Origin of the sequence: Corynebacterium afermentans subsp. afermentans (genome assembly GCF_030408355.1) — a bacterium.
Lineage (GTDB): Bacteria > Actinomycetota > Actinomycetes > Mycobacteriales > Mycobacteriaceae > Corynebacterium > Corynebacterium afermentans.
In genome coordinates this window covers 1,771,541-1,785,485 of sequence record NZ_CP046606.1, presented here as the reverse complement: position 1 = coordinate 1,785,485, position 13,945 = coordinate 1,771,541, and the positions used below count along the sequence as shown (strand labels likewise).

General features: G+C 66.7%; 11 protein-coding genes. 2 read left to right on the top strand and 9 right to left on the bottom strand.

Annotation, left to right across the window (positions count from 1 at the left end; all coding sequences use genetic code 11):
- Positions 1-12 precede the first annotated feature (12 nt).
- Positions 13-1,887: a translation elongation factor 4 gene (gene lepA, locus CAFEA_RS08520; RefSeq protein WP_034998263.1), complete on the top strand. Its 1,875-nt coding sequence runs from the start codon at positions 13-15 to the stop codon at positions 1,885-1,887.
- Here lepA and CAFEA_RS08515 read toward each other — a convergent pair whose 3' ends face one another.
- A complete protein-coding gene (locus tag CAFEA_RS08515; RefSeq protein ID WP_063937966.1) occupies positions 1,888-3,879 on the bottom strand; it encodes a hypothetical protein in 1,992 nt (663 codons plus the stop codon).
- A 16-nt stretch (positions 3,880-3,895) separates the two neighbouring features.
- Between CAFEA_RS08515 and CAFEA_RS08510 the strand changes: the two genes are divergently transcribed.
- On the top strand, positions 3,896-5,113 hold the full coding sequence (locus tag CAFEA_RS08510; protein WP_063937968.1) for an alpha/beta fold hydrolase: 1,218 nt from the start codon (positions 3,896-3,898) through the stop codon (positions 5,111-5,113).
- A gap of 112 nt (positions 5,114-5,225) precedes the next feature.
- Here the strand turns inward: CAFEA_RS08510 and CAFEA_RS08505 are convergent, their stop codons facing one another.
- From CAFEA_RS08505 to brnQ, 8 genes are all read right to left on the bottom strand, one after another.
- The gene (locus CAFEA_RS08505; RefSeq protein WP_034998270.1) at positions 5,226-6,122 is read right to left on the bottom strand and encodes a ribokinase; all 897 of its coding nucleotides are present in this window, start codon (positions 6,120-6,122) and stop codon (positions 5,226-5,228) included.
- 23 nt (positions 6,123-6,145) lie between these two features.
- Complete coding sequence (locus CAFEA_RS08500) at positions 6,146-7,477, bottom strand: ATP-binding cassette domain-containing protein (protein WP_063937970.1); 1,332 nt, start codon at positions 7,475-7,477, stop codon at positions 6,146-6,148.
- Complete coding sequence (locus CAFEA_RS08495) at positions 7,464-8,243, bottom strand: ABC transporter permease (RefSeq protein WP_063937972.1); 780 nt, start codon at positions 8,241-8,243, stop codon at positions 7,464-7,466. The genes CAFEA_RS08500 and CAFEA_RS08495 overlap by 14 nt, the downstream gene beginning before the upstream one ends.
- Positions 8,240-9,163 (bottom strand): ABC transporter permease, encoded by a 924-nt coding sequence (locus CAFEA_RS08490; RefSeq protein ID WP_063937974.1) that lies wholly within the window; start codon positions 9,161-9,163, stop codon positions 8,240-8,242. Before CAFEA_RS08490 ends, CAFEA_RS08495 begins: the two co-directional genes overlap by 4 nt.
- A complete protein-coding gene (locus tag CAFEA_RS08485) occupies positions 9,160-10,587 on the bottom strand; it encodes an ABC transporter substrate-binding protein (RefSeq protein ID WP_082855684.1) in 1,428 nt (475 codons plus the stop codon). Before CAFEA_RS08485 ends, CAFEA_RS08490 begins: the two co-directional genes overlap by 4 nt.
- A gap of 10 nt (positions 10,588-10,597) precedes the next feature.
- Positions 10,598-11,377, bottom strand: a complete 780-nt coding sequence (locus CAFEA_RS08480) for a GntR family transcriptional regulator (RefSeq protein ID WP_063937976.1) — start codon at positions 11,375-11,377, stop codon at positions 10,598-10,600.
- Positions 11,378-11,497: 120 nt separating this feature from the next.
- Positions 11,498-12,481 (bottom strand): LLM class flavin-dependent oxidoreductase, encoded by a 984-nt coding sequence (locus tag CAFEA_RS08475; RefSeq protein WP_063937978.1) that lies wholly within the window; start codon positions 12,479-12,481, stop codon positions 11,498-11,500.
- 13 nt (positions 12,482-12,494) lie between these two features.
- Complete coding sequence (gene brnQ, locus CAFEA_RS08470) at positions 12,495-13,925, bottom strand: branched-chain amino acid transport system II carrier protein (RefSeq protein ID WP_063937980.1); 1,431 nt, start codon at positions 13,923-13,925, stop codon at positions 12,495-12,497.
- Positions 13,926-13,945 lie beyond the last annotated feature (20 nt).

Genomic DNA, 13,945 nt, shown 5'->3' with positions numbered 1-13,945 from the left:
GATGTGGCAACTATGGCCGCCAAATCGACAAATTTTGCAGAGGAAACGTTCACGGATCCCGCCCGGATCCGCAACTTCTGCATCATCGCGCACATCGACCACGGCAAGTCCACGCTGGCAGACCGCATCTTGCAGCTGTCCAACGTCGTCGCCGAGCGCGAGATGCGCGACCAGTACCTCGACAACATGGACATCGAGCGCGAACGCGGCATCACCATCAAGGCGCAAAACGTGCGCCTGCCGTGGGTGCCCAAGACCGGCGATCACGTCGGCGAGCAAATGGTGCTGCAGATGATCGACACCCCGGGCCACGTTGACTTCTCCTACGAGGTCGCCCGCAGCTTGGACGCCTGCGAGGGGGCAATTTTGCTTGTCGACGCAGCCCAGGGCATCGAGGCACAAACCCTGGCCAACCTGTACATGGCCATCGACAACGACCTCGAGATCATCCCGGTTTTGAACAAGATCGACCTGCCGGCGGCGGACCCGGAGAAATACGCCCTGGAGATCGCCAACATCATCGGCTGCGAGCCGGAGGATGTGCTGCGCGTCTCCGGCAAAACCGGCGAGGGCGTGCCGGAGCTGCTGGACCGCGTGGTGGATCTCATCCCGGCGCCGACGTCCCCGGCGGGCGCGGCAGCGCCTGACGCCGACGCGCCGGCCCGCGCGCTGATTTTCGACTCGGTCTACGACACCTACCGCGGCGTGGTCACCTACATCCGCATGATGGACGGCACGCTCGAGCCGAACCAGAAGGTGCTGATGATGAACACCGGCAAGACGCTCGAGATCCTCGAGATCGGCGTTGTCTCGCCCACGATGAAAAAGACCAAGGGGCTAGGCCCCGGCGAGGTGGGCTACCTCATCACCGGTGTGAAAGACGTGCGCGACACCCGCGTCGGCGACACCGTCACCTGGGCTTCCAAGGGTGCTGAGGAACCGCTCGAGGGCTTCGAAGAGGTCAAGCCCATGGTGTACTCGGGCCTGTTCCCGGTCAGCCAGGAGGACTTTCCCACGCTGCGCGAGAGCCTGGAGAAGCTGCAGCTTAACGACGCCTCCCTGACCTGGGAGCCGGAAACCTCCGTCGCGTTGGGCTTCGGCTTCCGCTGCGGATTCTTGGGCCTGTTGCACATGGAGATCACCCGCACCCGCCTGGAGCGCGAGTTCGACCTGGACCTGATCTCGACCGCGCCTTCCGTGACCTACCGCGTGGTCTCCGAGGACGGCACCGAGCAGCTCGTGCACAACCCCTCGGACTGGCCCAGCGGCAAGACCCCCGAGGTCTACGAGCCGATCGTGAACATGACCATCATCGTGCCCCAGGAGTTCGTCGGCTCCACTATGGAGCTGTGCCAGTCCAAGCGCGGACAGATGAAGAACATGGAGTACCTCTCCGAGGACCGCGTGGAGCTGCGCTACATCATGCCGCTCGGCGAGATCATCTTCGACTTCTTCGACATGCTGAAATCCCGCACCAAAGGCTACGCCTCGCTCAACTACGAGGAGGCCGGCGAGCAGCTCGCCGACCTGGTCAAGGTGGACATCCTGCTCCAAGGCGAGCCGGTGGACGCCTTCTCCGCCATCGTGCACAAGGACTCGGCGCAGTGGTACGGCAATAAGATGACCAAAAAGCTCAAAGAGCTCATCCCGCGCCAACAGTTCGAGGTTCCGGTTCAGGCCGCCATCGGCTCGAAGATCATCGCCCGCGAAAACATCCGCGCGCTGCGCAAGGACGTGCTGTCCAAGTGCTACGGCGGCGATATCTCCCGCAAACGCAAGCTGCTGGAGAAGCAGAAGGCCGGTAAGAAGCGCATGAAGAACATCGGCTCCGTCACCGTGCCGCAGGAGGCGTTCGTGGCGGCGCTGTCCACCGAAGGCGAGGAGTAGCTACTCCTCCACGAAGCGGAGGTGGCGTCCCTGCTTCGTGGCCTTCCTGAACACCGCCTGCAGAGCCCACACCAGCGCGAACATCAGCACGAAGATGATCAGCCCCATGCCGAGGTTGCCCCACAGGCCCTCCCAGCCGGCGGCCTGGGCCCAGTCCGGGGCACCGATTGCCGCGGCGACGAAACCCAAAATCAGGTTCATCGCTTCGGATCGTTTCGCCTCCGCCTCGGCGATTTCGCCGGAGACCTGCTCGAACTGGGTGCGGATCACGCCTTGGCGGGACTTGACCTTGGTGTCGAAATCGTCGCGTAGCTGGTCAAAACCGGTGGCGCGCTGCAGCCCTTTGAGCACGCGGGTGTCGATGTCGCGGCCCGGCACGCGCCTAAACCACAGCTTGTCGCGGATCTCAATGTGGTCCAGCTGCAGCTTCTCCAGACGCTCCAGGTCCGACTGCAACGCTTGGCGTTGCACCTGCTCGGTACCGGCGGCGCCATCTGCGCGGCTGGTGTGCGCCGCGGAGTCGCCGATGATCTTCAGCGACTTGCGCAGGTGCGTCTCGCCCGCCTGGGCGCGCATCTGCAGCATCACTAGGTCCACGAACCGGGTGTTGGCCAAAGACCAGTAGCGCATGCCTTCGCGGCTGGCGGATTTGCTGCGCACCAGGCCCACGCCGGACTCGGAGGTCATCACGGTCCAGGACGACAGCTTCGCCGCCACGAACCCGCTTAGCGCCTCGGGTGTTTGCAGTGGCACCTGCTCGGGGTAGGAGTCCGCCCCGGTGAGGATCTGCCAGGCCCATTGCTCGTGCCACTTCCAGGTGCTGTCTGGGTCGTCGAGCACCAACGGAGCGTCGATACGCGAAGGCACCGAGCCGTTGTTGCCCTCGCTCAAGGTTTCCAGCACCGACTTCGGCTTCGCGGGGTTGGGGATGGCCATGGCCACGCGCTGCGGGGCGGGCAACGTGAATGTGCTCGAGCACTCGCCTTCGCAGGTGGCCACGAGCCCGCCGCTGGTGGACAGCTTCATCGAGGTCTCGCGCCCGAGCGCGGAATCGATTTCGCGCACGGCGATGTTGACGAACTTGGTCAGGGCGAACAGCTGCGGCGGGCTGTAGTCGTAGTCGCCGGCGCGGTCGTAGAACTGCACCGAGTTGCGCGGCTTGGTCAGCGCGGCGCTCAAGAATCCTAGCGTGGCCGAAGAGAGGTTCTCCGCCACAACGTTGAGCACCAAAAACTCGCTGACCACGTGCGCCGGCTCCGGCACTTTGGCGGCCAGGTTGGTCAGGTGCAGGTCGTGGAACTGCAGCACCTCCGCCGACATGAGACGCAACGTCGCGGTGCCGTGGCTTCCGCGTGTGCCGCGCACCTGGTCCTCCCACGCCACCTGGTGGTCGTAGTTAACCAGCTCGAAGGCAGTTTCGTTGGGGACTGAGTCGAAGGCGAAGTGGTGCGCGGCGATCGCCGGGTCCCAGCCGGTATCAGCCAGGTCCTTCTCTTCGGTGGTGGTGGCGTTTGCTTGGCGACGCCTCCGGTTTTTCTCCACCACGTTTTCCAGCTCCGAGTGGTCGAACACCTCCCGGTTCGCGTGCGGGCGGTTATCCACGGTGCGCTTCACGTCCGCATCGACGGAGCCTGCGCCCACGGCGTCGTGCATCGGCTCCAAGAACCGGTTGCGCGCGTCGTTGTAGTAGGGCCGGCCGCCTTCAACGATGATGTCGCCGTAGTAGCCCTCGCGCTCGTCGGGTTTGCGGAAGACGCCGCGCGAATGGTCCCACATGGGGTTTTCAATGGTGCGAAGGCCTTTGTCGCGGCCGTAGGCCCAGCCGTGTGCGCCGAGGTCGAACGGTTTTCCGTCCGCAGTGAGGCTTGCGGCTTCCGGGATGGGAAGCACCAGAGAAAAGGACGCTAACCGCCACTCCGGTAGCATCGTTGCACTGAACGATTCCGGGACGAGGAAATCGTGTCCGATGTCCTGGTAAGAACGCACTTTCATAGTTGGAGGGTATCCCATGGGCTCCACCGTTTTCTTGCCGGATGTCGCCGTGCGCGAGCACGAGATTGAGGTGCCGGTGAGCCGAGAGGATGCGTCCTTAGGCAATATCAGCGTCTTTTGCCGCGAGCTTTCTACCGACGACTCCCTGCCGGCCATCGCGTATTTCCAGGGCGGGCCCGGCAAGCCCGGCCCCCGGACGCTGATGGAGTGGATTCCGGAGGCGCTGAAGCGCTACCGCGTGTTTTTGATGGACGAGCGCGGCACGGGCCGCTCCCACAAGATCGACCGCACCACGCCCGAGCGCATCACCGCGGACATGCTCGCGCACCTGCGCCCGCCGGATGTGGCCGCGGACGCCGAGGCGATGCGCCAACATTTGGGCCTTGAGCAGTGGGACCTGTTGGGCAATTCCTTCGGTGCGGCGTGCGCGAGCTCGTACCTGTCCTATTTCCCGTCAGGCTTGCGCCGCGTGCATCTGGCGGGCGCGGTGCCGGAGCCGGAGATGGACGTCGACGCGTTCAACCGCCTGACGTTCCAATTGCTTGCGCAGAGGCAGCAGCAGCTTTTCCGCGCGATTCCGTGGATGAAAGACAGAGTCGAAGAGGTCGCCGACCACCTGGACAACCACGACGAGCGAATGCCCACCGGGGAGCGCCTGTCCGCAACCAGGATGAAGATGGCCGGCGTGCTGCTGGGCGAGGACGACGACTTCGCCCAGCTGGCCAACCTGTTCGAGGCACCGTTTACCACCCGTGGCGGGGAGAAGCGCCTGCGCGGAGATTTCCTGGCGCAGCTCGGCAGCATCATTTCGCTGGAGACCATGCCGCTGTGGGCCGTGATCCACGAGACCGTGATGGCGCGGCCGGGCCACGCGGTGAACTGGTCCGCGGACCGCATCTGGCGCGACGAGTTCTATGATCTGCCCCTGCTTGGCAACCACTTCTTCCGCACCCACTTCGCCGAAGACCCGGCGCTGACCCCCTTCTACGAGGCGGTGGACCAGGTGCATCATCGCACGGACTTAAAGGCGCAGGCGCAGGACATGTCCGCAAACACGGTTCCGGCCGCGGCGATCCTGTACGAAAAGGACGTGTTCATCCCGTACGAGCTGACCATCCAATCCGCCCGCAAGACCCCGAACTTGCAGGTGTGGACGCACTCCGAGTGGTTCCACGACGGCATCTGGGCGCACGGCGCCGAAGTTGCCCGCGGCCTGTTTGAACGGCTCGACTGATGCGCGAGATCGAAATCGCCCGCGGCGGATTCACCGTCTTCGCCCGCGTGCTGGGCGAGACCCAGGCCCCGGCGCATGGCTGGGGTCTGAACCCGAGGCCCAAAACTGCGGTCTAGATCTCAGGCAGGTCGTCTCCCACAGACGGGTAGGACGGCTGCGCGCCGGGCCGGGTGACCGAGAACGCGCCGACGCGGCAGGCGAACGCCGCGGCGTCGGCCATACTGTCGCCCTCGAGGATGCGGTGGCAGAACGCGCCCGCGAACGAGTCGCCCGCGCCGACGGTGTCCACCGCCTCCACCTTGGGCGAGTCGATGTGGGTGAGCTCCTCGGCGGTGGCCACCAGCGCGCCCGCGGAGCCCAAGGTGAGCACCACGGAGGCGAACCCGGCGTCCAGCAGGCGCCGCGCCAGCTCCTCTGGCGTGCCCGCGCCGTCGAGGCCGAGCTGCTCCAGGATCAGGCCTGCTTCGTGCTCGTTGGCCATGAGGGGATCGGCCGCAAGCAGCGCCTGCTGCTGCACGTCGACGACGGGCGCGAGGTTGACCACCACGCGCCCCCGCGCCAACTCCACGGCGCGCGCAAACCCGTCGGCGGGGATCTCGCCTTGCAGCAGCACCAGCTCGGCGGTCTCCACGGCGTCTGCGTGGCTGTCTACGAATGCCGCGTCCACCAGCGCGTTCGCCCCAGGCACCACGAGCACGGTGTTCTCGCCGTTGGCCGCAACGGTGATCACGGCCAGGCCGGTGACTTCCTCGACTTCTTCGACGTGGCGTAGATCCACCCCGGCCTCGCGAAGGATCGCGGTGGCGGGGTCGGCGTTGGCGTCGGTGCCGGTTGCGCCGACGAGCGCGACCGGGGTGCCCAGCTTCGCCGCGGCGACGGCCTGGTTCGCGCCCTTGCCGCCGGCGGTAATCCCGCCGCCTGCGCCCAGTAGGGTCTCGCCCGGTGTGGGGTGGCGTTCGACGTTGACGGTCAGGTCGGCGTTGATGGATCCGACGACGCACATACTCATGGGCGCTAACTTACAGCACCCAGTTACAGCACAGCGTCGAGTAGCTCGCGCGTGTACGGGTGCTCAGGTGCCGCCCAGATCTTTTCGGTCGCGCCGCGTTCCACGATGCGCCCGTGCCGCATCACCGCCACAGTGGGGCACAGCTCGCGGGCGACTTTCAGGTCGTGGGTGACAAAGATGAGCGTGTGCTTGCCGACGGTATCGCGCAGCAGGTCCAGCACCTGGTCTTGGATGGTGGCGTCGAGGGCGGAGACGGGCTCGTCGGCAAGCAAAATGCTCGGGTGTGGTGCCGCGGCGCGCGCGATCGAGATGCGCTGGCGCTGCCCGCCCGAAAACTGCCGTGGCGTGCGGTCGCCGGTGCCTTCGAGCCCCACGCGCGCGAGCACTTCGTCGGCGCGGGCGGCATCGACGCCTGCCTCGCGTATCGACGTCCTCACGGCCATCCGCGGATCCAGCGACGAGTACGGGTCCTGGAAAACCATCTGCACGTCGCCTTGCACGCGCACGGTGCCGGCGGTCGGTTCGCGCAGGCCCGCGATGAGGTGCAACAGCGACGTTTTGCCGGAGCCGGACCCGCCGACGATGGCGAGGCGCTCGCCGGCGCGCACGGTGAGGTCCACGTCGTTGACGGCGAGGGTGTGCCCGCGCCGCAACGAGACCCCGTCGAGTGTGACCACCGGCTCGCCGAGCGAGGCGGGCTCGGCGGGCGGGCCGGGCACCGCCGCCGCGGTAAGTGCTTGGGCGTAGTCGGAGTCCGGCGCCATCATGCGCCCGCCTTTGAACACGAGCACCCGGTCGGTCATGCGGCGCACCACGGCGAGGTCGTGGGAGATGAACAACAGCGCCATGCCGCGCTCGCGCACGAGGAGGTCCAAAAGCTCCAGGATTTCCGCCTGCACGATGGCGTCTAAGGCGGTGGTGGGCTCGTCGCAGATCAGCACGTCCGGGTTTTTGCTCAGGGCCAACGCGATAAGCACGCGCTGGCGCTGCCCGCCAGACAGCTCGTGCGGGTAGGCGTTCGGGCGGTCCACGCCGACCTCGCGCAATGCCTCAGGGGAGACGAGGGCGCCGATCTTTTTCAGCGGGTCCAGCGCCGTCATCGGCTCCTGGAACACCATCGCGACCTTTGTGCCGCGCACGCGCCGGCGCATCCGGTCCGGGGTGCCCACCATCTCGGTGCCGTCGACGGTGATGGAGCCTTCCGCCGGCAGGTCGCTCAGTCCCATGATGGAAAGCGCTGTGACGGACTTGCCGGAGCCGGACTCGCCGATGATGCCGACGCGTTCGCCCGGCGCGACCGAGAAGGTGATGTCGTCGAGGATGCCGGGGATGGAAAGGTGGTTAACGTCGATCATCAGCGTTTCCCAAAAGGTTGAAGCCCAGCATGGTCAGGGCGATTGCGGCTCCGGGCCACAGCGCCAGGTGCGGGGAGGTGGCCAGGTGCGGCTGGGATGCCTGCAGCATGCGGCCCCAGGAGGCGTACGGTGCCGGCGCGCCGAGGCCGAGGAACGACAGGCCGGCCTCCGCCAGGATGGCCAGCGCAACGGCGACGGAGACCTGGGTGAGCACGAACGGCCAGATGTTCGGCAGCACGTGCCGCCACGCGATCGCAGGGCCGGAAACCTTGGCGATGCGCGCGGCCAGGATGTAGTCGCGCTGCATCACCTGCATGGTCCCGGCGCGCGCCACGCGCACGAAGGCGGGGATGCCGGCGATGCCGATGGCCAGCACCACAATCCAGATGGAGGCGCCGAACACGGCGGTGAACACAATCGCGAGAAGCAGCGCGGGGAAGGCCAAAAGCAGGTCGGCACCGGCCATGACCACCCGTGAGGCGCCGCGGCGCATGCCGGCCCAGATCCCCAGCGGCACGCCGACAAGCCCGGACAGCGCGACGGCGCCCACGGCTACCGTCAGCGTCAGCCGCGCGCCGTCCATCACGCGCGATGCGATGTCGCGCCCGAACTGGTCGGTGCCCATCCAGTGCGCCGGGGAAGAATCTTGCAGCCGCGCGGCGACTTCGGTCTGCAGCGGGTCGTAGGGCGTCCACGCAAGCGAGACCACAGCCGCCAGGGCGACTAGCGCGACGATCACCGCGCCTGCTTTGCGCTGCCAGCTCATGCCTGCCTCCGAATCCGCGGGTCCACCACCGCGTACGTCAGGTCCACGATCAGGTTCACCACCAGGGTGAACGCGACGATGACCATCATCACGGTTTGGACGGTGGCCAGGTCGCGGTTGCCCACCGCGTCGAGGAGCATGGTGCCCAAACCGGGGATGGTGAACACGCGCTCGATCACCACCGCGCCCACCACCAGCGACGCCAGCTGCACGCCGACGACCGTGAACACCGGCAGCGCGGCGTTTCGCAGCGCCGAGGTGAAAAGCACATTGCCTATCGACGCACCAAGGGCCCTGCCCGTCCGCACATAATCCGTGCCCATCTCCTCGCGCACGGAAGCTGCGACGTAGCGCGTGAGGATCGATGTCTGCACGAGTGCGAGCGAGGCCACCGGCAGCACCGCATGCGCAGGTGTGCCCCAGCCGTTGGCGGGCAGCCAGCCCAGCCGCACCGAAAACAGGGCGACAAGGGCGATGCCGACCAAAAACGACGGCACGATGATGCCCACCTGCGACAGCGCGCCGACGAGCACGCCGTCAGGGGAGTGGGTGCGCCGCGCCAGGTACACACCCACCGGCACCGCCACGGCAAGGGAGACCGCCATGGCCACAAGGGTGAGTGTCAGCGAGACCCCGGCGCGCTCGAGCACCGTGTCGGTGATGTCTTTGCCCGAGGCCATGGAAATGCCGAAGTCGCCGGTGAGCAGACCGGAAACCCAGTCGAAGTACTGCACCGGCAGCGGCTGATCCAGCCCGAGGCGCGCCGACAGCTCCGCGACGGCCTCTTCGGTGGCCGAGACACCCAGCGCCACGCGCGCCGGGTCGCCGGGTACCGAACGCAGCAGGGTGAAAATGACCACGCTGGCGGCCGCGAGCAGCAGGACGAAGCGCAGGATGTGTTTGCCGATGGTGCGGATCATTTCTCCACCTCGTTCAGCGGCAGCGAGTCGGTGACCACGTTCGGGTCCAGGCCGGAGACCCCGGGGGCGTAGAGCACGATGTTCGGCGCGTTGGTCAGGGTCAGCGCCGCGGCGTCGTCCATGATCTGCTCCACCGCCCCGGCCATGTCGCCGGCGGCGATGCGCTCGCGCACCACCGCGTTGTCGTAGCCCAGGTAGTACTCCGGGTTGCCAAACAGCATGGGCACGTCGCGCGGCTCCACGTGGGACACCAGCGAGGCCTGGTAGTCGTGGCCCTTGAGCACCTGGTTCAACCAGACTGCGGGGAACTCGACGGTCTCGAGGCGCACGCGGAAGCCGACGTCGTGAAGCTGCGAGTACAACAGCTCGCTCGCCTCTTGCGCGTAGGGGCGGTTGGGGACGGTGATGGTGATCTCCGGAGTGCGCCCGGCGAGCAGCTCGCGGGCTTTGTCCGGGTCGAAGGGGTAGAAGTCGCGGCCCGGGTACCAGGGGTCCGTCGGCGGCACGGGCGCGCCTCCGGTGTCGGTGCCCAGGCCGTTGTAGACCACCTCGTTGACCGCCGCCCGGTCCACCGCGTAGGCCACGGCGCGGCGCACGTCTGGGTCGTCGAAAGGCGCGCGGGTGTTGTTCATGGAAAGCAGCACCTCGCCGTTGGTGGTGCCGACCCCGACGCGGATGTTCTCCGGCAGGGTGTCGATCAGTTGCGGCGCCTGCATGCCCCACACCACGTCCGCATCGCCCACTCGCAGGGCGTTGACGGCGGAGACCGGGTCGTCGAAGTAGCGGATCAGCCCGTCGCGCGCGACGTCGCCGCCCCAGTAATCCTCGCGCGCGTCGAACTCGATGGCCTCGCCCACATCGAAGCGTTTCACGGTGTACGGCCCGGTGCCCAGGGGAGCGGTCGCAAGCTTATCGACGCCTGCCGGTGTCATCATCGCCCCCGTCAGGGTGCCCATGGACCACAGCCAGGCATCTTCGGCAGCCTCGCCGCCTTCGACGGCCACGCGCAGTGTGTGCTCGTCTACCACCTCGACGTGTGTGACCGGATCCATTTGGGCCTTCAGCCCGTTGGTCCACTCGTTTTGTACGTAGTGGATTGAATACGCCGCGTCGTCGGCGGTAAACGGTGTGCCGTCTGCAAACGTCACGCCGTCGCGCAGGTGGAATGTAAATACGCCGCCGTCTCGCTCGACGCGTTCGGCGAGGTGGGGCACGGGGGTGCCGGAGGCGTCGATACGCACCAGCGTTTCATACACGTTGCCCACCAGCGCCTGGGGCGCGGCCGCGCCGCCGGTGGTGGTGAAGTCCAACCCCGCAGGGGCCGCCGACGCCGCCACCACCACGTTGTCGCGCGGTGCGGAATCACCGCACGCGGCCAACGGGAGGGCCAAGGCAGCCGCGGCCACCAGAGTCTTTGGATGCATGAGGGAAAGGTTAGTGGATCTCGGATTCAGTCTGGAACCAGATCGGGGAGGAGTGCCCGCGCACGTTGTTCAGGCCGAAGGAGAGATTGTCCACGCGGAAGATGTGTTCGGCGGCTTCGAGCACGTCACCGTTGTGGGTCAACGCCTTGATCTTCACACGCAGCACCGGCGCATTTTCGGCAATGCCCAGCTTGGAGGCGGTATCCGCGTCCGCCTGCTCGATGGTGAAGGCGCGTGAGATGTTGTTGAAGTCGGCGCCCGCGCGGATGAGCTCGCGGTGGATTGACTGTTCGGACGTGTCCACCGTTTCGATGACCTCTGCCAGCGACGGCAAAAATGCCATCCGCTCAATCACCGCCGGCTCACCGTCGGCGCGGCGCACGCGGCGGACCACGAAGACCTCGTCGCCCGGGTTAATGCCCATGTGCTCCGCCAATTCCTCACTGGCGGTGTCCATGCCGAACTGCTCCACGTCCTCGCTGGGGTCTTTGCCCATGCGAAACAGCCAGGAGGTGTTGGACAAAATCTCCTCGAACGTCTCGGTGCGCGTGTTGGACAGCACCAACGAGCGGCGGCCGCGGCCGGAGGACAACAGCCCCTCGGCGCGCAACGTGGCCACCGCCTGGCGCACCGGCCCGCGGGAGGTGTTGAACTGCTCGCACAGCTCGACTTCGCTGGGCAGCGACTCGCCGGCCGGAATGTGGCCCGCGAAGATCTCGTCGCGCAGGTAGTCCGCGATCTCTTCGTGCTGCTGCGGGCGGCGAAGCGGGCCGGTAGGCAGTTGCGCCATGGGCGGAATCACGTCCTTTGTAGACAACCGGGAATGTAACGACACCTGATACTAAACCAGCCACAGCGTAACTCCTAGTAGTTGGAGGTCTGTCCTACAAACCCCGGGGTGTTCCGCAGGTTAGCCCCAGGCTTCGGCGAGGATTTCCATGGACCGGCTCACCTCGTCGTGGCTGCCGGACTGCAGGGAGATCATCAGCTCGTCGGCCTGGGCGGTTTCCCGGAACGCCTCCAGGTACTCGGCGACCTGCTCGCCGGTGCCCTCGGCGGTGTAGCGCAGCATGTCGATGATCTGGCGGCCCTGGTGGGAGTTGACCACGGTGTCCAGCTGGTCGTCGGAAAGCTGCTTGCCCTGCCGGCCCATAAACGCGCGCACGCGGTTGCGGTGCACCACCTTCGTCTGGCGCTTCGCGTCCTCTTCGGTCTCGGCGGCGGTGACGTTGACCGCCGCAATGCAGTACGGCTCCGGGTGGCGCTCGGACGGCTGGTAGTTGTCGCGGTAGTAGGCGGTGGCCTGCTCCAGGTGCTGCGGGGCGAAGTGGGAGGCGAACGCGTACGGCAGACCCAGCTGCGCGGCCAGGGAGGCGCCGAACATGGACGAGCCCAAGATGATCAGCGGCACGTTGGTGTTAAAGCCCGGCATCGCGGTCACACCGGGAAGCGGCGAGGTGTTGGACAGCCACGCCTGCAGCTCCTGGACGTCCTGCGGGAAGTTTTCGGCTGCGCGCGGGTCGCGGCGCAGCGCCCTGCCCAGGGTCTGCTGGTCGGTGCCGGGCGCGCGGCCGAGACCCAGATCGATGCGGCCGGGGTAGAGCTCCTCCAGCATGCCGAACTGCTCGGCGATCACGTACGGGGAGTGGTTCGGCAGCATCACACCGCCGGCGCCGAGGCGGATGCGGCTGGTTTTCGCGCCGATGTGGCTGATCAGCACCGCCGGCGACGAGGAGACGATGCTGGACATGTTGTGGTGCTCCGCGTACCAGATGCGCGAATACCCCAAGGCCTCCGCCTGCTGGGCGAAGGCCACGGAGCGCTGCGTCGCTTCGCCGACGGATTCGCCGGGGTAGCGGGTGCAGAAATCAATGAGAGAAAGTGGGGCGTTCATGCGCCCCACCGTACTAGTCCTTGGCTTGCAGGACGGGGACAGCGTCGCCCTCCGCGGACAGGTCTTCGCCCTCGACGGATTCCATGGTGCCCGGGATCATGGCGGGCTTGGGGCGGGTGACGTCCACGACAAGGCCGATGGCGAAGGCGATGACCACCGGCACAACCCAGCCGAGCCCGGCGTCGAACATCGGCGCCCACTGCACAATCGGGGTCAGGGCATCTGCACCCCACTCCAGAGAGATCAACGTCTCGATGGCTGACCACACCACGGCCGTCCACAGCGGCAGGAAGAACGCCCAGCTGAAGCGGGTGCGGCCGCGGAAGGCCGGCTCGATGAGGGTGAGCACGATCAAGGTGATCGCCGGCGGGTAGAGGAAGCCAATCACCGGTGCGGCGATGGCCATGACGAACTCCAGGCCCTGGGTGGCGATCACCATGGAGGCGACCGCGAAGATCACGGCCCAGAGGCGGTAGGAGCCTGCGAACTGCTCGGAGAAGTACTCTCCGGTTGCGGTGATCAGACCCACCGCGGTGGTCAGGCAGGCCAGCAGCACGATGGCGGAGAACACGGCCTGGCCGGCGCCGCCCATGGTCAGGTTGGCGGCCTCAGCGAGCAGCCCGGCACCGTTGTCGAACTCGCTGGCGTTCGGCATGACGCGGCCGATCAGCCCCAAGCCGATGTAGACCAGGCCCAGCATCAGGCCGGCGCCCACACCGGCGGTGATGGTGCCGTTGACAAGCTGCTTGCCCTCGCTGAAGCCGCGGTGGCGCAGGGTGGAAATGACCACGATGGAAAACGCCAGTGCGGCGATGGAATCCATGGTGAGGTAGCCCTCGAGCAAGCCGGCGGACAGCGGGCCGTCGTCGTACGGCTCGTTCGGCGCGGCCGGTTCGGCGCTCCAGCGGAACGCGGACACCGAGATCATCACGGCCAACAGCACTAGAAGTGCCGGGGTGAGGAATTTGCCCAGTTTTTCCATGATGGTGGTGGGGTTCCAGCTCAGCGCCAGGGCAATGCCGAAAAACACCACGTTGAACACGGCGGAGGCCGCGAAGGATTCGAGGCCGAACAGCGGGGTGATCGCCGTTTCAAAGGAGACGGCGCCGGTGCGCGGCAGCGCGTAAAACGCGCCGATGGACAGGTACGCCAGCACCGGGAAGACTACGCCGAAGATGGAGCCGGCGCGCTGCGCCAGGTCGCGGAGGTTCGAGCCGGACAGCGCGATGGCGATCACGGCCAGCACCGGAAGCAGGGAAGCGGTGGCGAGGAAGCCGATGAGCGCCGGCCAGAAGTTGTCGCCGGCTTCCACGGCCAGCATGGGCGGGAAGATGAGGTTGCCCGCGCCGAAGAACATCGAAAACAGCGCGAGGCTGGTGACAACGATCGCGCTGGCGGAGCGCTGCGAGCCACCTTCAGGCTGTGACACCACTGTGGAACCCATGGTTGGTCCTCTCTAATTGG

Coding starts and splice junctions, on each gene's coding strand:
- lepA (WP_034998263.1), top strand. CDS start 13: ATGGCCGCCAAATCGACAAATTTTGCAGAGGAAACGTTCACGGATCCC.
- CAFEA_RS08515 (WP_063937966.1), bottom strand. CDS start 3,879: ATGAAAGTGCGTTCTTACCAGGACATCGGACACGATTTCCTCGTCCCG.
- CAFEA_RS08510 (WP_063937968.1), top strand. CDS start 3,896: ATGGGCTCCACCGTTTTCTTGCCGGATGTCGCCGTGCGCGAGCACGAG.
- CAFEA_RS08505 (WP_034998270.1), bottom strand. CDS start 6,122: ATGAGTATGTGCGTCGTCGGATCCATCAACGCCGACCTGACCGTCAAC.
- CAFEA_RS08500 (WP_063937970.1), bottom strand. CDS start 7,477: ATGATCGACGTTAACCACCTTTCCATCCCCGGCATCCTCGACGACATC.
- CAFEA_RS08495 (WP_063937972.1), bottom strand. CDS start 8,243: ATGAGCTGGCAGCGCAAAGCAGGCGCGGTGATCGTCGCGCTAGTCGCC.
- CAFEA_RS08490 (WP_063937974.1), bottom strand. CDS start 9,163: ATGATCCGCACCATCGGCAAACACATCCTGCGCTTCGTCCTGCTGCTC.
- CAFEA_RS08485 (WP_082855684.1), bottom strand. CDS start 10,587: ATGCATCCAAAGACTCTGGTGGCCGCGGCTGCCTTGGCCCTCCCGTTG.
- CAFEA_RS08480 (WP_063937976.1), bottom strand. CDS start 11,377: ATGGCGCAACTGCCTACCGGCCCGCTTCGCCGCCCGCAGCAGCACGAA.
- CAFEA_RS08475 (WP_063937978.1), bottom strand. CDS start 12,481: ATGAACGCCCCACTTTCTCTCATTGATTTCTGCACCCGCTACCCCGGC.
- brnQ (WP_063937980.1), bottom strand. CDS start 13,925: ATGGGTTCCACAGTGGTGTCACAGCCTGAAGGTGGCTCGCAGCGCTCC.